Source organism: Treponema sp. OMZ 788 (assembly GCF_024181245.1).
Classification (GTDB): domain Bacteria; phylum Spirochaetota; class Spirochaetia; order Treponematales; family Treponemataceae; genus Treponema_B.
This window is the reverse complement of record NZ_CP051199.1, coordinates 887,477-908,165: the sequence shown is the minus strand read 5'-3', so window position 1 is coordinate 908,165 and position 20,689 is coordinate 887,477. Positions and strand designations below refer to the sequence as shown.

Annotated in this window: 11 protein-coding genes, 2 pseudogenes and 1 CRISPR repeat array; of the genes and pseudogenes, 3 read left to right on the top strand and 10 right to left on the bottom strand. The window is 36.5% G+C overall.

What is annotated here, in order from left to right:
- The first annotated feature begins 11 nt into the window (after positions 1-11).
- Positions 12-2,767, top strand: a pseudogene (locus tag E4O00_RS14180) (hypothetical protein).
- Between the two features lie 29 nt (positions 2,768-2,796).
- Here E4O00_RS14180 and E4O00_RS04300 read toward each other — a convergent pair.
- Together E4O00_RS04300 and E4O00_RS04295 are read right to left on the bottom strand one after the other, a co-directional pair.
- Positions 2,797-3,558 carry a lysophospholipid acyltransferase family protein gene (locus E4O00_RS04300; RefSeq protein ID WP_253678758.1) on the bottom strand — a complete coding sequence of 254 codons (762 nt, stop codon included), beginning with the start codon at positions 3,556-3,558 and terminating at the stop codon, positions 2,797-2,799.
- A 25-nt stretch (positions 3,559-3,583) separates the two neighbouring features.
- Positions 3,584-5,711, bottom strand: a pseudogene (locus E4O00_RS04295) (ATP-dependent DNA helicase).
- Between the two features lie 154 nt (positions 5,712-5,865).
- Between E4O00_RS04295 and E4O00_RS04290 the strand changes: the two are divergent.
- The gene (locus E4O00_RS04290) at positions 5,866-6,744 is read left to right on the top strand and encodes an Rpn family recombination-promoting nuclease/putative transposase (RefSeq protein ID WP_253678756.1); all 879 of its coding nucleotides are present in this window, start codon (positions 5,866-5,868) and stop codon (positions 6,742-6,744) included.
- 16 nt (positions 6,745-6,760) lie between these two features.
- A complete protein-coding gene (locus E4O00_RS04285; protein ID WP_253678755.1) occupies positions 6,761-7,969 on the top strand; it encodes an OmpA family protein in 1,209 nt (402 codons plus the stop codon).
- A 1-nt stretch (position 7,970) separates the two neighbouring features.
- Here the strand turns inward: E4O00_RS04285 and E4O00_RS04280 are convergent, their stop codons facing one another.
- The 8 genes from E4O00_RS04280 to cmr1 all read right to left on the bottom strand — a co-directional run bounded on the left by E4O00_RS04280 (position 7,971) and on the right by cmr1 (position 18,188).
- Positions 7,971-9,371 carry an aspartate ammonia-lyase gene (locus E4O00_RS04280; protein WP_253678754.1) on the bottom strand — a complete coding sequence of 467 codons (1,401 nt, stop codon included), beginning with the start codon at positions 9,369-9,371 and terminating at the stop codon, positions 7,971-7,973.
- 132 nt (positions 9,372-9,503) lie between these two features.
- A complete protein-coding gene (csx2, locus tag E4O00_RS04275; RefSeq protein ID WP_253678753.1) occupies positions 9,504-10,733 on the bottom strand; it encodes a TIGR02221 family CRISPR-associated protein in 1,230 nt (409 codons plus the stop codon).
- Positions 10,734-10,825: 92 nt separating this feature from the next.
- Positions 10,826-12,073, bottom strand: coding sequence for a type III-B CRISPR module RAMP protein Cmr6 (gene cmr6 / locus E4O00_RS04270; protein ID WP_253678752.1), 1,248 nt, complete (start codon positions 12,071-12,073; stop codon positions 10,826-10,828).
- A gap of 12 nt (positions 12,074-12,085) precedes the next feature.
- Positions 12,086-12,469, bottom strand: a complete 384-nt coding sequence (gene cmr5 / locus E4O00_RS04265) for a type III-B CRISPR module-associated protein Cmr5 (protein ID WP_253678751.1) — start codon at positions 12,467-12,469, stop codon at positions 12,086-12,088.
- Between the two features lie 10 nt (positions 12,470-12,479).
- On the bottom strand, positions 12,480-13,397 hold the full coding sequence (gene cmr4 / locus E4O00_RS04260; RefSeq protein ID WP_253678750.1) for a type III-B CRISPR module RAMP protein Cmr4: 918 nt from the start codon (positions 13,395-13,397) through the stop codon (positions 12,480-12,482).
- Positions 13,398-13,415: 18 nt separating this feature from the next.
- Positions 13,416-14,411 carry a type III-B CRISPR module-associated Cmr3 family protein gene (locus E4O00_RS04255; protein WP_253678749.1) on the bottom strand — a complete coding sequence of 332 codons (996 nt, stop codon included), beginning with the start codon at positions 14,409-14,411 and terminating at the stop codon, positions 13,416-13,418.
- The gene (gene cas10, locus E4O00_RS04250; protein WP_253678748.1) at positions 14,408-17,188 is read right to left on the bottom strand and encodes a type III-B CRISPR-associated protein Cas10/Cmr2; all 2,781 of its coding nucleotides are present in this window, start codon (positions 17,186-17,188) and stop codon (positions 14,408-14,410) included. Before cas10 ends, E4O00_RS04255 begins: the two co-directional genes overlap by 4 nt.
- Complete coding sequence (cmr1, locus tag E4O00_RS04245; protein ID WP_256484005.1) at positions 17,178-18,188, bottom strand: type III-B CRISPR module RAMP protein Cmr1; 1,011 nt, start codon at positions 18,186-18,188, stop codon at positions 17,178-17,180. The genes cas10 and cmr1 overlap by 11 nt, the downstream gene beginning before the upstream one ends.
- 233 nt (positions 18,189-18,421) lie before the next feature.
- Positions 18,422-20,597: direct repeats of the CRISPR family, unit length 35 nt; unit sequence GTCGTAATCCCTTAAGTCAGGTCTAAAATTTATAC.
- Between the last annotated feature and the right edge of the window lie 92 nt (positions 20,598-20,689).

Below are 20,689 nucleotides of genomic sequence, written 5' to 3'. Positions count from 1 at the left end.
AATTGCTTAATATGCAACACAAGACAAAATTCGTTTTTTTTATTTCCTTATTTTTGATAGTTGAACTCATACACTTAAATGCAGAAAATCTTTTTGTTCAAAAAACAAAATACTTCGATATTATTTACTCTTCAAGCTCCGAAAAGACGGCTGCCCTGATTTCGGAATATGCCGACAATTATGCCGAAGATATCTCGCAAAAACTGAACCGTAAAATTCCAAAAAGAATGCCCATCTATATTGAGGGCGGCAGGGAAGCCCTAAACGGATATTATACTTTTTTTCCTTACCGCAGGATTGTTCTTTTTGATACCTTACCTGAAGAAGGACAGCTAAGCAATCTAAGAGATATAATTTTAAAAGTACTCTACCATGAATTGACCCATGCAATTTCGCTCACATATTTTTTACCTCTCCTGCCAATGTCCTTTACCGAGGGAGTTGCCGTTTCATATGAAAGTGCAGAAGAAGATCAGGGCAGACTAAACGATCCTTTAATCATGCACCATCTAATGCAGGCAAGGATTGAAAATGCAAGTCCTTCATGGAAGGAGGCTGCGGGTGCGAGAGATGTTTATCCCGGAGGGCTTTGGCCTTATATTTACGGCGGAGCCTTTGCCCAATATCTTCAAAAAAATTTACGGGATGGAAACCTATGTAAAATACTGGGCAAATCCTCTTTCTTCTTTTCCGCGAGGAAAAACAAAAAAGATTTTTAATAAAGAACTTGATAAACTTTGGAACAATTTTTTAGAATCGATTCGATTTCCCGAAAACTCACTCTCCCCTCAAAACCCGATTAAAGAGATGTCGGGTTTTAGCCTTCTTGCAAGCTCTAAAAACGGATTTGCCTGTTTTGATTTTACAACCAAAAATGTAATTTTTTTTAACGGCTCAGGAAAAGAAGAAAAACTTTTTAAGGCAGAACCTACTCTTTCTTTTTTAAGTTTTTCGCAAGACGGAAATTTTCTTTTGGTCAGCGATTTAGTGAACTCGCCTCTCGGCGAAAACAACAGGGCAAGAATCTTTGACATTCAGAAAAAGAAATTTTTAAATAAGGAGTTTAAGTCTTTAAGATATGCATCCTTTTGCGGGGAAACGCTTTGCGGAATAGAAATAAAAAGTCAGTTCTCAGAGCTTATTTTAATCGATAAAGAATCTTTCGAAAAAAAAGAAGCCCTATTAAAGGCTGGGCCGGGACTTCCCTATTCGGCTCTTTATAACCCCGTCTTTGCAGGTAAAAACAAAATTGCACTACTTGCAGCCGACGGAATAAACCGAGACATATTGATCATAGATACCGTTTCAAAAGAAATAAAAAAAATCGAATTTGAAAAACCTCTTTCTGCAATAAGATACTTACAAAGCAATAATTCGGAGGAAGATCCTGTTTTAAGTTTTTCATGGGCAGATAAAAATACCCTTTACCGATCGGCTTTCTTTAATTTAAAAACAAATGAATTAAAGGTCTTGGAAAAAGATATTTCGGGCGGCACGTTTTTTCCGATTGTAAAACAAAAAAATGAAACTAACAATTACGAAATTATCTATGCCGGAGTTTTTACAAAATACAATTCGCTTTATAAAATAGATTCTTCTTTTTTTACCGAAAGAAAGGCAGCTTTAAAAACGATTGAACTGTCAGCTCAAGAAATAAAAACAAAAATTCCTAATACGGATATTTTAACAAAGAGTAAATATAATTATTTTTCATGGATGCATAAACCCTTTCCCCTGCCCGTCATCGATTTTTTCGGGACTTTTGGGAGAGCACAAAAATATACCGATCGGGATTAAATTATATTGGAATGATCCTACAAATTTCTTATATTTTGAAACCCTTTCTCTTTTTTATTTTAAGCCGTTTTTTTATGAAACATCCATTTTATTAAAGGCGGAAACAAGACCGGCAAATATTCAAATTAAATTTTATGATGAAAATAAATTTTTTAAATTTAGAAAAATAGGCAGCAGCATAGAAAGCGAATTATTTTTGCCCTTAAATTCTTTTTATCACAATGTATCGGGAAGGGCGGGTTTGTCTATTGAGGGATTCAGTTTTTTTACTGATAGCTATTTTCAAAAAGCAAAAACTCTTTACGGACAAAAATTAGGAAATCCTGTTTTATCGGAAGAACTATCCGCCGTTTATACTTATCAAAAATCTTCTCAAAGATTAAATACAAATTTTTTTACAAAAGATTTTATAATGTTTCAGGCGGCAGGCGGATTAAAACACGGTTTTCATTTTCCTTCAAAAATAAATGCTTTTGCACTACAGACTTTCGCATCCTTTAGGCCTCCCATTGTTCCGGTCAAATTGAAATTGAGCTCGTATTTCGGCTGCAATGCCTTTGCCCTCCCTCACACCGGCAGCTACGGATTTTTTAGAAGCACGGCCTTGATGGGCATGGCATCCTATCTTCCGAATATGAGTGAATATGAAAATGTAAAAAAAATTATCCGCCCGGGAAAAATAAATTACGGCTTCGGCTTTGAAGGAGAACTGACTCTTTTAAGCTATGATATTCAAACAGGAAGTTCGTGGCTTCCCATATTTTTTAACAGGCTGAATATCAAAACCGGATATAGAGCTTTATTTAATTTTTTGGATGCAGAAAAAAACAGGGCAGATATTTATCAATCTGTTTACGGTAAGATATATATGACAATCAGCTCTGTTGCAAACATAGGAGTAGAATATGCTCATCCGATCGAAAATATCAAGATAGGAAAATTCAAGGCAATTGTACAAATAAAATTTTAAGTTCAGCTTTTTTTAGCCGAGATTAATTTTTATTTTTGTTTATCGGCTAAACGCCACTCGTCAAGCTGTGCCTGTATAAGGGCCTTTCCTTCTTCAAGAATTTTAACCTGATCTTCCTTGGTTTTGGGGGCATCATAAATTTTTAAAAGCTTAACTCGATAAGTTTCGTTTTTTAAGTTTTTTGCAAGTCTGGTAAGCGAAGATATTTTCCAGGCTCCGTCAAGAGCACAGACTGCAACAGGCATGGGAGCCGCATTTAAAAATCTTCTAAAACCGGCAGCATGAAATGATTTTAACTCGCCGTCCTTAGATCGGGAGCCTTCGGGAAAAATAACGGGAATAAGATTATTCTTTACGACATACTCTGCAAATTTATCGACAGCCTTCATCGCCTGTGTCGGGCTTCCTGTTCTTTTTACCAAACAATGTTTTCCGCTTTTTAACATTGGAGAAACCAGAGGGACATTATGCCCCAACTCTTCCTTAGCAACAAAGCGGAGCCTTGTGCCGTTATAGTAGTTCATGTGTGCTACAATATCCAATAGACTTTGATGGTTTGATATAACCAGATATTGCTCAGGGAGTTGATCCGTAAGGCTATAATCTCCTTCAAACTTAAAACCTGTATATTGCTTAAAAACAGCAAAAAGCAGCCGAGGAGCAGGCCTTACTATTACTTCGCTATTAACCCAATCACAGCCCCGTCTGTAAACGGCATGAAATACACCGATGAGTACAGCTCTCCAAGTCAAAAGAACCAAACAACATAAAATCGCAATAAGAGCACCCATTTCCTTCTCCTATAAAAACTTTTGATTAATTATACAAAAAATCTTCTATTTTGTTCAATATGGTATTTGTTTCCGAAAAACATTGAATCGTCGGAGGAATGCTTTGAATAAATATTGAACCGTAGCGCTTTACTAAAATTCTTTTATCCAAGACAGTAACTATGCCTCGGTCGGTATTGGATCTCATAAGACGGCCGAAGCCCTGCCTGAATTGTACAACGGCTTCGGGAACGCTCAGCTGCATAAAAGAATTTCCGCCTGATTTTTCGATTAAGTCTGCACGGGCCTTAAATATGGGCTCCGTCGGAACTGCAAAGGGGAGTTTAACCAAGATTACATGGGAAAGGGATTCTCCCGGAACATCCACTCCTGCCCAAAAGGAAGATGTTGCAAAAAGGCAGCTTGTAACATCGTCTTTAAATTCGTATAAGAGCTGCATCCTGTCAGCCTCGCCCTGTTTTAAAATTTTTATTCCTTCTGCAATATGCTCTCTCACATACTCACAAGTTTTTTGAAGAGAATCGTAAGAGGTAAACAAAATAAGGGTCTTGCCTTGGGTTATTTCCAATAAGGCGAGGACGGTCTCGTTTACCGCATCTTGAAAATTATTTTCATCCGGCATCGGGATGTCGGTCGGAATATTGAAGACAACATTTTTTTCATACGGAAAGGGAGAAGGAAAAAAGTCTTTGATGATTCTTTTTTCGGTAAAATTATAAAGACCATTTCTGTTAAACCAAAAATTAAAATCCTCCCCGATCTTTAAGGTAGCTGAAACACAGATTACGGTTGCCATGGGCATAAAAACCGAACGGCGCATTATCGGAGCCAGGTTTAACGGAGTTTGAATAAAGCGGACGGCCTCCCCTTGCGACGTTTTTATTTTTTCAAACCAAAAAACATCATTCGGGAATTCGCTCCTCGCTAAAAAGTTCTCCATTACGGAAGCCATTTTTTTTAAGCGCCTGAGGATTACAAGGCCGTCCCTTATACAGCCTTCTTCGTCTTCCTCCCCATCGGCTGCGTTTATAAGATTTTCAAGTTTTATGTTAAGGTTGTTTATGTTTTTAAAAAAATTATCTACGCATGATAAGAGCTTTTCCGTTTCATCACTTGAAGTTTGAGTGAGGCTCTTTGATTGATAGGTTTGAAGAATCTGCAAGGCTTGTTCTTCAAGGATATTAAAAGAAGAGGCAGAAACTTCAAGTAGGTTTATGATTTCGGTAAAGAGTTCCGCCTTTTTGGAGATTGAAACTATGCCGCTTAAAATACCGGACTGCTTGCCGCGCCTAAAGCGGTATAGTAAATTGATTTGCTTGTGTAAGGCAAAGCGGGAAATCTCGCTTGAAAAAAAACTTTGAGCGGCATCTTCAATTCCGTGAGCTTCGTCTATTATTATATTGTCATAAGAAGGAAGAACAGCCGTTCCCTGATACCCGAAGCCTTCGGCCCGAACTGAAAGGTCGGCAAATAAAATATGATGGTTTGCAACCAATATTGATGAGTTTTCGGCCTCGCGTTTTAGCTTCATAACAAAGCAGCCCGAAAAATAAGGGCACTTGTTCATAGGGCAATTATCGGGCTCGGAACAGACAGTAGACCAAACCTTTTCCGACGGCATAAAATCAAGATCGGAGCGGCTGCCGTCCTTTGTTTCAGTTGCCCATTCTTTTATCTTTTCAAGTTCTTCCTGCCCTTCAGTAAAAAAATCGTTTTCCCTCAATGCCTGAGTCATCCGCCGAAGGCACAAAAAATTATGCCTCCCCTTTACAAGGGTTGCCTTCATATCCTGAAAACTCTTTCCCAAAATTTTTTTTGCAGTAAGGACATCTTTTTCTATGAGCTGCTGCTGCAAGTTTATGGTTCCCGTAGAAATTACAACGCGTTTTTTATTTTGTTTTGCCCACATCATTGCAGGCAAAAGATAGGCAAGACTCTTTCCTACCCCCGTACCTGCTTCAAAAACGCCTATAGCCTCTTCATTAAAGCAGCGGCAAATAGATTTTGTTAGTGCAAGTTGAGGTTTGCGGGCTTCATATTTTTCAAAAAAAAGAAGCAAGGGGGCCGTCCTCATCCAAAAGAGAAGAAACATTTTTAGGGTCGAGGAGCTTTATCTGTTCGTCATCAAAATAATCATCGTCAAAGTATTCCATTTATTTAAAAGACCTATCACTCAAGACGCCGATTTTATCATATTTTCCGGCCGATTTCAAGGCCGGATTTTACTATTTATTACAAACTATTTTGATAATAATTATGAAAGGGGAAATTTTTTTTCTTTACAAAATAATTTTTATGGAGGTTGATATGACACAACCGTTTAAAATAACCCTCCGAAACGACTATGCATTTAAGCGAGTATTCGGAGTGGAGGAAAACAAGGATGTACTACAGGATTTATTGGAATGTATACTGGATATTCCGCCTGAGAGCATCGCAGAGCTGGAACTTCTGGATAAGGAGTTTCATAAGGAGCTTTTAAGCGAAAAGTTAGGAGTTTTGGACATAAAACTAAGACTAAAAGACGGGACTTTTATTGATATTGAGATTCAAAACAGATGGCACTTTGATTTCCCTGAAAGAACCTTGTATTATTGGTCTAAGATGTATAATGAAGGTGTAAAACAAGGCCAAGACTATACAAAACTTCCAAAGTGTATTACAATAAACTTAATAGGGGAAGGCTTTAATAAAAATAAGCGTTTGCATAATAAGTATGTTATTCTTGAACAAGACACAAAAGAGCCTTTAGTTTCAAAACTTGAGATACATATATTAAACCTTGAAAAGGCAAGGCTATTAAAAGAAGGTCAATGCAAAGATAATAAAAAGAAACGCTTATTAAACTGGTTAAAATTTATTGAAACTGATGACAGGGAGGTAAGAAAAATGTTGGCAGAAACTTGTAAAGTAATGGCAAAAGCAAATGATAAAATTATAGTAATGGAAATGAGCCCAAAAGAAAAATGGCTATATGATTCTAGAATGAAGTATGAACACGACAGGGCATCCTGTATAAGTGAGGGTTATCGAGAAGGCGTTACACAGGGTATTCAGAAGGGCTTTGCTGATGGGGCCTACCAAAACAAACTCGAGACAGCTAAACTATTAAAGCAGCTGGGAGATTCAAGCCAAAAGATTGAACAGGTTACAGGACTTAGTAAAGAAGAAATAGAAAAACTGTAGAAAGGCAAAAAAGCTAATGACATTTTGGAATTTAAAGGCAAAACACCCCTTCACAAAAAAGTTCTTCTTAATTTGTCTCATTTTGATTTTTTATTTAAACCTTCTTTTGGCCCAAGAAAATTTATCCGGAGGAAAAATAGTAATTACTGAAAGAGCCGATTACTCGGTTTATGTTGACGGAAAATATGCAGGGCTTACTTCCAGAGAAACGCGCCTTTACATGAGCGAAACAAATCTCGGTACCGGAGCCGGCTATCTTTACGAAGGAGAAGCCTTTGTTCTTCAAAAAAGCCGAAAAAACGGACATAAAGCTGCCTTGCCTATAGATTCAATCTTACCTATTTCTTTTAAATTTATTCCGGAACAAGATGAAAAAGATATAGAAAATCCTTATCAGCCCCAAATGTTTACGGAAGATGAAGGCTATCCCCTTTTAAGGAATTTTCCTATTTTGCCCGAAAAAAACTTTACTCAGGAGGATATCGGAAAAACATGGGAAGGAAAATGCACTATTGCCGTAAAACCCAAACCGGAAAAACATGCTACCCGAATTCCTGTAAATGCCGGTTTTAAATATAAGGGAAAAACTATTTTTAACGGCAAAAACGTTCACCATGTAGAAGCAGCCTTCGGTCTCCGGTATAAGGGTACCGATATGCTTGGCGATGAAGAACTTATAAAATCGGAAGGCGGAAGAAAGGCAGACATCTACCTTGACGATACAAAGAGGCCTATTTTTATACGCGAAAAAATAGATGAAGAGTTTTTTTATTCCGGCGAAAAAAAAATAAAACACCGCGGCTTTTTGCTTCATTTTTATTCTTACACTGTACGAGCGGAAATTACTCCCAATAAAGATTTTGAGGTAAGCAAAACAAAACGGGGCACAATGCTGAGGCTTAAAAATCTTCAATTTGAACCTGATAGGGCTATTCTTTTAAAAGGAGAAGAAGCGAAGCTTGACGAGATCGCAAAAATTTTAAAGGAGTCGGACGGCAGTTTCTTTTTTGTAGAAGGACACACAGCAGATGCCGGCAATCCTGAAGAAGAAAAAATTCTATCTCAAGAAAGGGCTAAAACCATAATCGAAAAACTTACAAAAAAGGGAATATCGGCGGAAAGGTTTATTTATCAAGGTGCCGGCGGAACAAGGCCTCTTGCTCCGAACGGCACCGAAGAAGGTCGCGCCCAAAATAGACGCGTCGAAATAACGATTATAGATTAAACTAAATCTTTGACATGTTCTTGGGTCTTGTCATATTTTCGGGTTTTAAAACCTCGTCCAATTTTTCTTTTGAAAGAAGACCTCTTTCCAAAACAAGCTCGTAAACGCTGCGGTTATCGCGCAAGGCTGTCTTTGCAATATCGGAGGAAGCCTCATAGCCGATGACGGGGTTTAAGGCAGTAACCAAGCCGATGCTTCGGTGAACGCTCTCCTTACAATGCTCATAGTTTCCTATAATGCCTGTAACGCATCTTTCTCTCAAGGTCTTCATAGCATTTATAAGAAGCTTAATAGACTCGAAGACAGAATAAATCATAACCGGTTCAAAAACGTTGAGCTCGAGCTGGCCCGACTCGGCAGCCAAAACAACGGCAGTATCGTTTCCGATAACCCTGTAGCAAACCTGATTTACAACTTCAGGTATAACGGGATTTACCTTTCCGGGCATGATAGAAGAACCGGGCTGCATCGGAGGAAGGCTTATATCGTAAAGTCCTGTTCTGGGCCCTGAAGAAAGAAGGCGTAAGTCGCTCGATATCTTTGAAAGCTTTGCAGCAAGGCGCTTTAATTGTGAAGAATAGGTTACAAAGTCGGAGGTGTCGTTTGTGGCGGCGATCATGTTCTTTGCAGCCTTTAAGTCAAGCCCCGAAATCTTTGCCAAATGAGCGGTAACTTTCGGCGTATAGTTAGGATCTGAGTTGATACCTGTTCCGATAGCCGTAGCTCCCATGTTTATGGTGTGAAGATTTTCTCTTGCAAATTGAATCTGAGGAATTTCATTTTCCAAAGAAGCGGCATAGGATTCAAATTCTTGGCCGAGGGTCATGGGAACAGCATCTTGAAGCTGAGTCCTTCCCATCTTTATATTGTCGCCGAGCTCTTCGGCCTTTTTTCTAAACGAAGACACAAGGGCTTTAAGTTCATCGATAAGAGCCGGTGTATTTAAAGAGATGCCCAACTTTGCACCTGTAGGATAGGCATCGTTTGTGGATTGGGCAAAGTTTACATGATTATTGGGATGACAGGGTGAATAAGATCCCTTAGCCTTTCCTAAAATTTCGTTTGCACGGTTGGCGATAACTTCGTTTGCGTTCATATTGGTAGAAGTTCCGGCACCGCCTTGAATCATATCGACTACAAATTCCTTGTCGAATTTACCTTCGGCAACTTCTTTGCAAGCCTGAACCATAACCTTGTAAACTTCATCGCTCAAATAGCCGAGCTCGTGGTTGGCTTCGGCTGCTGCCTGCTTTGTATAAGCAAGCCCCTTAATAAAATCGGGAAAATCACAGAGCCTTAAGCCCGTAATTTGAAAATTCTCAACACTTCGAAAAGTCTGAATGCCGTAATAAGCATCTTCCGGAATATCCAACTCTCCGAGTAAGTCATGTTCCCTTCGCATAAAAAACTCCTGTTTTATTGATAATAAAGCTATTATAGTACTAAAACAAAAAAGGAACAAGGGGCTGAAGGCTATTACTACACATTATAAATATTATCAACAATACAGTAAACTTTATTATAACTAAAATAACTAATGCCTGATTGTATTATCAGCAAATTTAAAAAAACTCAATACCGGTTTTTGTACACTATAAAAAATCTTTTCCGTGTTTACAGCCTGAGGGGAACCGCCTTGATATCTAGAAATTGAACCTCCATGAGCTATTTGGTTGCGTAATTCTTCAAGACGATTCAATTTCTTTTTATATTCAAATTTTTTACGTAGGTTGTGATACTCCTTTTTATAGGTATCCTGCCATTTCTCATAATTTCCTATATAGTCGCTATCCTCTTTATCAAATAGTGTAATTATCTTTACTTCAACCGAAATCTGTAAGGCAATTACAGCTTGAACAAAGAGCTTCTTCTCTGCAAGAAAGGAAGCATAGTTATATAGAGTTTTGGCAAGGGTTTTATCACTTACCTTTCTTTTAAATTCTTCTAAAAAGGTTTTTATATCCTCTATCCAAGATGGAGATTCAGGAGCATCCTTTAAAACATTTCCGATCTGATTTAAAATAATAGGAATTTGAAGGGCAAAATTACACTCCACAATACCCGATAAGGCCCTTATACATTTAGCCCCCTTTGGCCAATGACTATCAAGTTTTTCTGCAATTAATTTACCGTCAAGCTGCATAAAAAATCTGTTTTTTGCTTCAGTGATTTGTGAAAGCTCCCAATAGGATGAAAGATCACGAACATAAGATATTTGATCGCTTTTAATGAACTCTCCATAAATTATTTGAATATGACGGCTAGTGTGCGAAAATTTAAAAAGAAGAGACTGATACATAAAAATCGGCATTGACCGGAAGCCGTGAGTTATATCAAGGAGTATATCATCATCTTCCCCAGCTTGATCAATTGCATTTATGTAAAGAGGAAAGAGTTCATCAATAGTATCTTTACAGATAACAGGATTGTGAGCCGACAATAAAACCGGAAAATTATAAAAATCGGTCAATAAGTTTTGCAAACTATTAAGAGATGCATCACTTATTCCCTGTGAAGAACATTCATCCTTTAGCTGCATCCAAAAGTCGGTATCTCCTAAGTCTTCAGCAAGAATATCCCATGAGGAGGTTCTAGTCCCTATGATAATTATCTTCCCGATATCATAGAGTTTTGAATCTAAAACAGCACGCAAAAACATATTGTTTTCACGCTGAATTCCGCTTGCAAAATGATATATCGTCTGCCTATAACCTTCTTTACCGTACATTCCGGTACCTAGAGAAGTGATTAGAGTTGTATTCATAAATAAAAATTTCTCATCATTGTATTATATACCTTAAAAGCATATTTGATTACACATGGACAAATTTCAATAAATAGTACTACTTATAAGTCTTAATCCGGTGTGTATTTACAATTAAAACCAGTAGCCAGTTTTGCTAAAATCTCTACTTTAATCAAAGAGCCGTCTTTGGCATCTATAATCTCTTGAAAATTAACTATCGAACCAGAACAATTTGGAAAATCAATGAATTGGATCTTCCATTTTTTTTTCCCCTTTGCATCTACTTGTTCAATTAGCTTTGCATTATAAATTTTATGAAGCTCAGGACTTAAATTATTAGTTACATTCACTTCAGTGATTTCTGCAGGTGAAGAATATGTGATAATTGAATATTCCTCGGCTTCTTCTTTTTCAATCTCTTTGAAGCGGCCATAGCCGATTGAGGTTTTTCCTCCAAATCCTATCACAGAAAAAGCTGTTTTAAAAGCTGAATGTAATGCTATTTTATCTTTTTCGGAAAACTCGTTGTATTCAATTTTCAGAGTTTCATTGGTATTACTATCTTTATCGGTTTTTTCAACCTTTTTTTGCAAGGGCAAAAAAAAGGCTCTAAAGACAAATACCGATTTTTCTTGAACTGTCAAAAAATTTATGGGAACAGGAGATTCTGTTTCAACAGGTAAAGATACCTTATCATCGGTATAATATTTGTTAAAATGCGGATTCATTATATCGGTTCTTATTTTAGGCACCTTATAAGGATAGGCATCCAAAAAAACAACTTGTCCTCTTACAGCATTTTTAGTATCGGTACTTCCAAAATAATATAATAATTCACTATCAGGAACTTCTTTTCTGCCGTTTGCAATATTAACTGCATAAGCAAGCCGCAAAACACCCTTTATACTGCTTGCAGGAAGATATGGTAAGCCTGTATTACGATCAAGAATCATTCCTGTTTCAGTAGGATGCCCTGAGCCAATACCAGTAATAAAGGGAGATATTGACTGTGCATAGATCGTAAGAGTTTTAAAACCTTGCTCCTCAAGAGATTTAAGATAAGATTCCTGTCTCTTATGGTATGAATTAAGTATATTGTCGGCAAAAGGCATATTAGAGTTAGCAAGGTTTCCTAAAGATTCAATAGTACCAACGATTCCTTTTTTTTTATCTGTTTCACTTTTTTTTATATCAGAGTCCCTTTGAACCCATTGAGTCAATCTAGGAAAGCAAAGTGAAAAGTTAGCAGTCTGCCTTTTCAAAAGTTTAACAGTACCTTCAGGTATGGGATAAAAAGATTTAAAATCTACATTATTTCCAACAGATGATTTAGCATTTTCTTTATTGTTGTTTCCCATATTGCAGCCTCCCTATTTGTCTTCTGAAAAGGCACGGGCATAACGCTTCAGCCACTCCAATAAACGCAGGCACTCATGCTGGGCATCAAGATATTCCGGCTGGGAAATACTGTTAAACTTTCGCAAAAACTTAATGTTATCTTCAATATGAGGAAATTGTTTAGGCATCTGCTGCTCAAGCCAGTCTTTCATAATATCGAAAACCCTTCCCATCTTACTTTTTTTCTTTGACAGTAAAAAAGCAAAGGTTTGTCCTATTCCGTTTGAAAGGATCATATTAGGAACGCCTATAATAAACTGTGCCAGTTCCTTATCCACTTTTTCATTTCCATTTGGCAAAAGTTTATCCAAAGCAAAGGCAGCTCTTTTTTGCTGTATTGTTTGATTATTGCTCATCCATTTCCTCCTATATCCATGATAATTCAAAGATACCGCGGCCTAATGTTTCATCACCGGCAATTTGAATATAATTGGCAATGACCTCTTCACAGATAAATTTTTTAATCGTCTCAGCTTTTAAATTTTCTTCAACAGTATTCTTACTATCACCCCAACAAATAATGCTGTACATTATAGTATCTGAAGGCAATTCCTCCTGATAACGCAGAGAACCTTCCATAGTTGTCCCCGTTTTAGAATCAATGCTTATCTTTGCAGATACTTGGGTGCAATCCGTAACTCCGTAATTAAAAATCTCATCCGAAACCAAGAGGAGCCTTTCAGCCTTTTCCAAATATTTTAAAATAATCTCTGTTAAACCTGATACCGAATCATTATTCTTATTTATGCTGACCTGATAATCTTCAATTAACACACCTTTATCACCTTCAAACAATAAATCTTTATTATCTTTTTTCGAAAGAACAAAGGAGATATTTTTATTTAATTCTAACTCTACATTTGTCCAATCAAATTCGGTAGTTGGTTTACCTATAAATTTTAAATCTTTTATCAAGCGTTTTAAAACAGAGGGACAGGTTATCCATACAAAGGGAGCTATGTTTGACCTCATAGGGTAGGCAAGAATTTTCGCATCAGAAATAGAAAATGAACCGGCATAGCCTGTATCATCTGAAGAACCGAAAATACTTTTTGTTATATTTTCAAAGTCCTTAATCCTATTTTTGTCGTTTTCAGGTATCCTATTTCTGAATTTTTCAAAATTAGCCCTAAAAGCACCCTTTACGCCGGAAGCTTGAATTACAGGCCAGTTGGTATGCCTCTCTCTCTGGATAGGCAAATCCACAACCCCCATCGCAGATCCGCTGCCTGCATGACAGGGTGTTAAACCATACATAACTACAATAGAATTTTGATTAGACATCTTACTCTCCTTATAAGTTTACTGCCCTATTAAAGGCAATGAAATACATGCTTCATTTATTTTTTCAGTAAATACGGAACCTGCAGGAATCCATGTTTCCGAAGGCTTATGAAAACCCTTGTGCAAATCCCAACCGGCTATTTCAACTAATTTTTTTGATGAAAACAATTTTAAAATATTATTTTCAGCATTAACAGGATCGGCAGCTTTGACAGGTGCCGTTGAAAGGTAAAAACCTGAATTATGCTCTTTAAAATCAAAAGAGGGGGCAATTTTATTATAAGTGCATATACGGTTTTCTCCTCCAAGCGACAAAATTCCTTTTTCTTTTAAACCTGTTTCTTTAGAAACACCTACACCAAAGGTGATTCCATCTAGCAATCGAATATGGGCTGCAGTATAAAGTTGACCTTCAACTGTATGGCGTTTATCATCTAAGCCCACTCCTGTCCTGTTTTCGATAGTATAAACTTCAGCATTTAAAAGAAAGTCTTTCTCGGCTAAATGTTTTTTAGATGTGCTAAAAAAATCTATATCTATCCAAAGGGATGAGATAGGATAGGCTTCATGGTCTGCTTTTACAAAGGGGAGATCATGCTCAGAGGAAGTAACCTTAAGTTTAGAAAAATAATCATCAGCTAAAAAGGCCTGAGTCAATCTTCCTTCAGTATAATCTGCTTTAGATACCGGTTTTTTATCTGAATCCAGATACCAAGAAGAAGGAGCCTGAATAAAAAAGCGTCCGTCTTTTTTTATAAAAAACAGGGTAACATAAAAAGGAGCAGGTTCTCCGGCCTTACCTATCAGATTTATTATTTCGCTGTTGCCGTCATTTCCATTTTTATAATTAACAAAGGAAATATTATTTTCCTTTAAGACAGCAGTACGAATAGCTCCTGTAAAAACGGAAACGGGAGGCGGAAATAAGGAAACAGCCGTAAGCTGACCTGCCTCCATCGGCACGGTACCCCTGAAGAAGAGGGTGTCAAGCGGAGAAAACTCATAATATATCATTTTTTACCTCCCCTAGGGTTGCCTAAAAAGGCTGCAATAATTGCAGCTTCAGGAATAAATTCAAGGCCCGTATTCTCTTTATTTTTTATAAAACAAATGCCTGCAAGGTCGCGTACATAGTTTTCAATATTCTTATCCTCAGAGGATGTACCTGAATGAGAAAGCTCATATTTTAAAAGTCTGCATATTCTTTCTTTTTCATCCACTGTTTTGAGAAGAGGAGCAAAAAAATTACTAAGCGATTGCAGCTTATATAATAAGGTAGTACTGATTTTGTCCTCAATTACGGCCTTTTGAATGGAATTAAAAGCTTCATATATTGATGCAGAACCGAAACCTGAGTCGGCAAAGATATTTTGAGCATCCCACTTAAAGAAAAAGTCTCTATCGCCGCCCGATCTTTTACTCAGTCTAATGGCAAGAGCATTCCGTCCTGCCCTATCCTTTGCCGTACCATCCAACAAGCGGTGAGCTGCCTGTATAACTTCCCTAAGGGGGGCCTTATGATGGGCAATGACAATGGCACCTGATAAGGAAATTCCCTGAGCACCCTTCCCAAGATGTAAACCTATCTTTTTCATTTCAGGAGTACCTTCAGAAATTGAGTGTACTCCATCTTTTGTATATTCGGCAAAAGACAATCGATATGCTTCTTGAATCTTATATGCAGCATTTAAGGCTTGCTCAAGCGGTAAGACGGCACAAACATCATCCCCTCCCGCATAGATAAGCCTTCCTCCGGCAGCTTTTATTGCAGGCTGCACACCGAATCGCGCAAAATTGTTTAAAGCATCGGATACCATCGCATGAAGTGCCGGATTCATTGTCCGTTTTTTAGGCAAAAATTCTTTAAGGTGAGGAATTTCCAACTTGCCATTTTTAATATTCTTTACCAAATCTTCATGGATAACATCTTGCCAACAAGCTTCAATTGTTTCTCCGTTGATAAGGTCTCCCATCTTATCTCCATCCATAAGGAGAACGGCATAATACTTATCCTTATCGGTAAACTTAATTTTAGCTTCTTCCTCTATCTTTTCTAAAATTTCCTTGCTTGAAGTTTCATCTATATCATTGATAAAAATATCTGCATTATGAAGATAATCAATCAAATCTTTATGGTTTGTTATTTGTATGCCGTTTTTTTTCATATAGTTATCTAACTCACTCAAAAATGAGTTCGCAGCCATTTCAGTTGTTGATGGAAAGTTTTTGGCAGAGTTAAATATCTGTGCTAAAAGTGAATCTTTAAGCTGTATTGTCGGCAAAAATCTTTTTACCGAGCATACTGCACAAAGACGCTCATGTTCACCTACTTGGGTAAATGATGAAACATCAAGATTCCTTTTTTCTCTCATCTTGTCCCAAAATTTTTTTACTGCTTCAGAATAGTCTTTTGAAGAACTTGTACCTGTATACTTAAAATTATGCAAGACCTCTCTTTCACCGCATAGCGGACATTTTTCACCATTTTGAGAACGCCGGATATTCGATGGTTTCATTTTTCCTGCCGCTAGAACACTTTGAATAAGCGAATGAGTAGAAGAATAAAGACGGGCAGTTCCGTTATCAAAATTACCGGATCGGCTTTCTTTAAATGCTTTAATAAGTTCATATTCGCCTAAGATTCGGTCTGAAGGCAAAAGTTTATCTAAGACATCCTTATCATCAAGTTCAGTTAATTTTGAAGATGCCCATGAAAACTTCCAAAAGTCTTCTATTTGTGTATCCCATAATTTTGTAAACACATCATTTTCTTCAGACTGCATAAAAGTTTTAACCGAGTCGGCAATCTTTATCCATTCACTTTGAATTCTTTTTTTTATGTTTTTACAAACATTTTCTACCTTATCGTCTGAACACAAAAATACAAATTTATTAGGAAAGGCAGCAATGCCCTTAGTATCGTCTATTAAGTTTTTTAAGTCGGCATCATTTTCTTTTAGGAATGAACCAAGATGGTATTCTTTGTCAAGCCAGCTGTCTACTAAGGGTTGGTTATGTAATGAGGGATAAACAATATGATCAGGCCCCATATTTTTCATTACATAGGTAATACCGGTAAAAGAAAGATAGGATAAAAGAACCGAGCCTGTCCAATAATCTCGAAGTTTTCTGGCCTTTGAAATAAACTCCTGTACCGGTGTAAGAGAAAATACCACAAGACTTATATCTCCTTTCTTGTCTAGATCGCTATTCTCCCCCATGCTTGAACCGATAGCAGATACTAAGCCAAGATGAGACCAAAGAGAATGATCGGGAATTCGGGTATCTGCAGGCAGAATATCCCAAATAGCCCCAAGCCTTCCTATATTTTCATTGCGAAGCCTGCGTTGAAAGGCAAAGAAAAGATAATTATAAACTACCTCTGCCCATTTTTCGCTATCTTCACCAATATTATTAGCAGCTTTTAAGTCCCCTATATCGGTATTAATAGTATCTTTTATTTCCTCTAACAATTTTTCAGAGTTTATATTTATATTAGACAAGTTCACATTCATTTTGCCGTTTTTTACCAGAGGATGAGTAATATACTGTTGTTCAGCCGATTTAAAATCAATATTGCCTCCCTTGTCATAATCAGGAAGAATAGAACGGGTTAAAGAAACGGCTATTGAATCGGAAATTTTATAAAAATGACTATCAGAGCTAAGTCCGAATAAGCTTGCAATTTCGTTTGCAGTTTTTGTATGATTTGGAATATCAAATACCTTACAAACCGGATCATGAAGCCAAAGAGATATTTTATTTTGCCAATAATTTTTTTTATCTTCCATTTTTTTGGCCTCCTAAAATCGATGCGGTGTTATTTTGCCATAATTTATTTTTATCCAATGTATCATATAAGATCTTTATCATATTTCTATATTCTGACGAACCGTTACTTTCATCAGGATAAAGCTTGGTAAATTGAACAGGTAAGATAAGAATCTTTCCATAAAGTCCAGTTTCTTTTTCGCTAACACTTAAAAGAGTACACTTTGGATGTCTTCCTTTTTTGACATGATCAGGTACAGATCTATCTCTTGTAATAATCGGACGAGCAAGACAGCCTCTAAGATTATATATATGCTTTCGATCCAATCTTTCTCGAATCTCCATATAAACCTTGGCCAATTCAGACAAAGCCTCTTCCCAAGATTTCTTTGTAGAATTTTTTTCTATATACAATCTTGATTCAGATGAAAGGGCTGAAAACCCAACATGATTTTTGTGAATATGCCATAATGCAGGATTTAATTTATGATTAGATTTATTTTCGATAATCTTCATAGAGCCGAAGCCGTTTCTTGACTTTGAACCCACACCACCATACTCTATCATAAACAAAAAGGCTTGGAACACTTCTTCAGAGTATTTTTTTAAAGCTGTAATTTTAATATTAAAAGAACTATTGGCTTGTATAACAGTATGAATATATTCATTCATACGTTTTTCTTTTTTATATTCGTGATGCCCATAAGCAAGATAATCCAATACATTTATCTTCATCTCCTTTGAATTATGGAATACGGTCTTTTTAGCTCCATTTTTATTATCAAATTGACCGATTCTTATGGAGATATTATCAATACTTATATGAACTTGCGACTGTCCAAAATCGGAACCTTTTGCACCGGATGTACCGAAAATTTCAGCCTCTTTTGCCTTTAATGATTCCTCTCCGGCATTTATATACCGTGCACCGTATAAAACACGCCACCAATAACGCAAGAGCCCCTTAAAAGAGGCAGAACGAAGTTCGGCATTTCCATCCGCACCGCCTAAAAAAAGCAGGGGTAAGAAATTGAAGGGTTAATTCTAAGGAGTCAACCTCTGTATATCGGCCAACATACATAATTTTAAATTTTCCTCCCTTAAAAACATTTTCACTAATCTTAAATATATTTATTCATTTTTTAGTTTTGGAAGCCGGCGGAATCGAACCGCCGTATCAAAACCATTGCTCCCTTAACAATCCTTATTTAAATTAAACCTTGGAAAATTATACAATACAAATTCAGATTTGTAAAGAACTATTTTGAATTTTGTCTAAAATTTATACTATATAAAAAGTCTTTTTTGACATTCTCAAAGATAAATGGTCGTAATCCCTTAAGTCAGGTCTAAAATTTATACATGAATTAAAACTCGCTACTAAAGGTTACGTAGCTTAGTCGTAATCCCTTAAGTCAGGTCTAAAATTTATACATGAATTAAAACTCGCTACTAAAGGTTACGTAGCTTAGTCGTAATCCCTTAAGTCAGGTCTAAAATTTATACCCAATTACCACCAAATACAAACTGTACCCTCTGTCCTAGTCGTAATCCCTTAAGTCAGGTCTAAAATTTATACTTTAAATTTGATGATGTTGTTGCAAAACTCGAAAGTCCGTCGTAATCCCTTAAGTCAGGTCTAAAATTTATACACATTACAAACTGAAGTTAAAACCTGATAAGGCCATTGAGTGTCGTAATCCCTTAAGTCAGGTCTAAAATTTATACCGATACATATTTCAGCAAACTGAACGATGTTGTTCAGTTTAGTCGTAATCCCTTAAGTCAGGTCTAAAATTTATACTCAAGGGCTTTTCTTCCATTGCTCTTTTTTCGATCTCGTCGTAATCCCTTAAGTCAGGTCTAAAATTTATACTAATTAAATAATAGAACTGGGATTATTACCCAGTTCTGTCGTAATCCCTTAAGTCAGGTCTAAAATTTATACATGTTAATATTTTATATAACAAAAGATTTAGACCTATATAGTCGTAATCCCTTAAGTCAGGTCTAAAATTTATACACGATGAAAAGATCGAAAACGGGCAAATCGTTCCAAAGTCGTAATCCCTTAAGTCAGGTCTAAAATTTATACAAGTAATTTATTTAGTTGTTCTTCTAATAATAGATAACCAGGTCGTAATCCCTTAAGTCAGGTCTAAAATTTATACAAGAAAATAATGTAACTCATTTATATATAGCTGGAGATACGTCGTAATCCCTTAAGTCAGGTCTAAAATTTATACCAGAAAGATTACCTATAGACAGAATCACGGGAAAAACTGGTCGTAATCCCTTAAGTCAGGTCTAAAATTTATACTAATCTAAATCTTCTAGCTTCTAATTCTTTTTCATCACGTCGTAATCCCTTAAGTCAGGTCTAAAATTTATACGTGCTAATACGGATACTTTTATAGAAAGTAAATCTACGGTCGTAATCCCTTAAGTCAGGTCTAAAATTTATACTGAATGAAAAACATCAAAAAATTTTAGATACTTTTAAACGTCGTAATCCCTTAAGTCAAGTCTAAAATTTATACCCTACCATATTGGAAACACTATCTGGTAATCGTTTTCTAGTCGTAATCCCTTAAGTCAGGTCTAAAATTTATACGCATCCGACTCCCCTATAAGAGAGTTTAATTCTATGCAAGTCGTAATCCCTTAAGTCAGGTCTAAAATTTATACACAAATTGAAATGATACTTGCCAATGAACTGGCAAGGTCGTAATCCCTTAAGTCAGGTCTAAAATTTATACTAATCTGGCAATTAAAAGTTAATATTGCTAGTATAGTCCTGTCGTAATCCCTTAAGTCAGGTCTAAAATTTATACAAGTTAATATTGCCAAGTTAGTCCTGAAAGGAACTAGTCGTAATCCCTTAAGTCAGGTCTAAAATTTATACCTTATTAGATTTGACAGGTTTTAGGTTTGAAAATGTACCTAGTCGTAATCCCTTAAGTCAGGTCTAAAATTTATACAGTATGAGTAAAGAAATCAAAGAGCAGATCGAATTGAATGAGTCGTAATCCCTTAAGTCAGGTCTAAAATTTATACATGAGGAACTAGCCGACATGATAAATAAATATGCTGCTCGTCGTAATCCCTTAAGTCAGGTCTAAAATTTATACGTAAGTTAAATACAAACATTCGAGGTTCGTATACTTGTATTCGTCGTAATCCCTTAAGTCAGGTCTAAAATTTATACTCGACTTCATTATCGTGTCTATGCTGTTTATCGCATCGACGTCGTAATCCCTTAAGTCAGGTCTAAAATTTATACCTTGAAGAAGCTTTGAGACAACGTGCCGTAGAAGAATGGTCGTAATCCCTTAAGTCAGGTCTAAAATTTATACCATTTCGGAACGGATTCAGTATCTGACAATAAGAATGAGTCGTAATCCCTTAAGTCAGGTCTAAAATTTATACTCTACCCATCGTAAGTCTATAACAGATATAGACTTAGAAGGCCGTTTTCGCAAACCTCCCTCGAATTTCTGTTGTCAAGCCGAAAAACGGCT

Excerpts from the sequence above, each read along its gene's own strand:
- E4O00_RS04300 (WP_253678758.1), bottom strand. The coding sequence starts at position 3,558 with ATGGGTGCTCTTATTGCGATTTTATGTTGTTTGGTTCTTTTGACTTGG.
- E4O00_RS04290 (WP_253678756.1), top strand. The coding sequence starts at position 5,866 with ATGACACAACCGTTTAAAATAACCCTCCGAAACGACTATGCATTTAAG.
- E4O00_RS04285 (WP_253678755.1), top strand. The coding sequence starts at position 6,761 with ATGACATTTTGGAATTTAAAGGCAAAACACCCCTTCACAAAAAAGTTC.
- E4O00_RS04280 (WP_253678754.1), bottom strand. The coding sequence starts at position 9,371 with ATGCGAAGGGAACATGACTTACTCGGAGAGTTGGATATTCCGGAAGAT.
- csx2 (WP_253678753.1), bottom strand. The coding sequence starts at position 10,733 with ATGAATACAACTCTAATCACTTCTCTAGGTACCGGAATGTACGGTAAA.
- cmr6 (WP_253678752.1), bottom strand. The coding sequence starts at position 12,073 with ATGGGAAACAACAATAAAGAAAATGCTAAATCATCTGTTGGAAATAAT.
- cmr5 (WP_253678751.1), bottom strand. The coding sequence starts at position 12,469 with ATGAGCAATAATCAAACAATACAGCAAAAAAGAGCTGCCTTTGCTTTG.
- cmr4 (WP_253678750.1), bottom strand. The coding sequence starts at position 13,397 with ATGTCTAATCAAAATTCTATTGTAGTTATGTATGGTTTAACACCCTGT.
- E4O00_RS04255 (WP_253678749.1), bottom strand. The coding sequence starts at position 14,411 with ATGATATATTATGAGTTTTCTCCGCTTGACACCCTCTTCTTCAGGGGT.
- cas10 (WP_253678748.1), bottom strand. The coding sequence starts at position 17,188 with ATGGAAGATAAAAAAAATTATTGGCAAAATAAAATATCTCTTTGGCTT.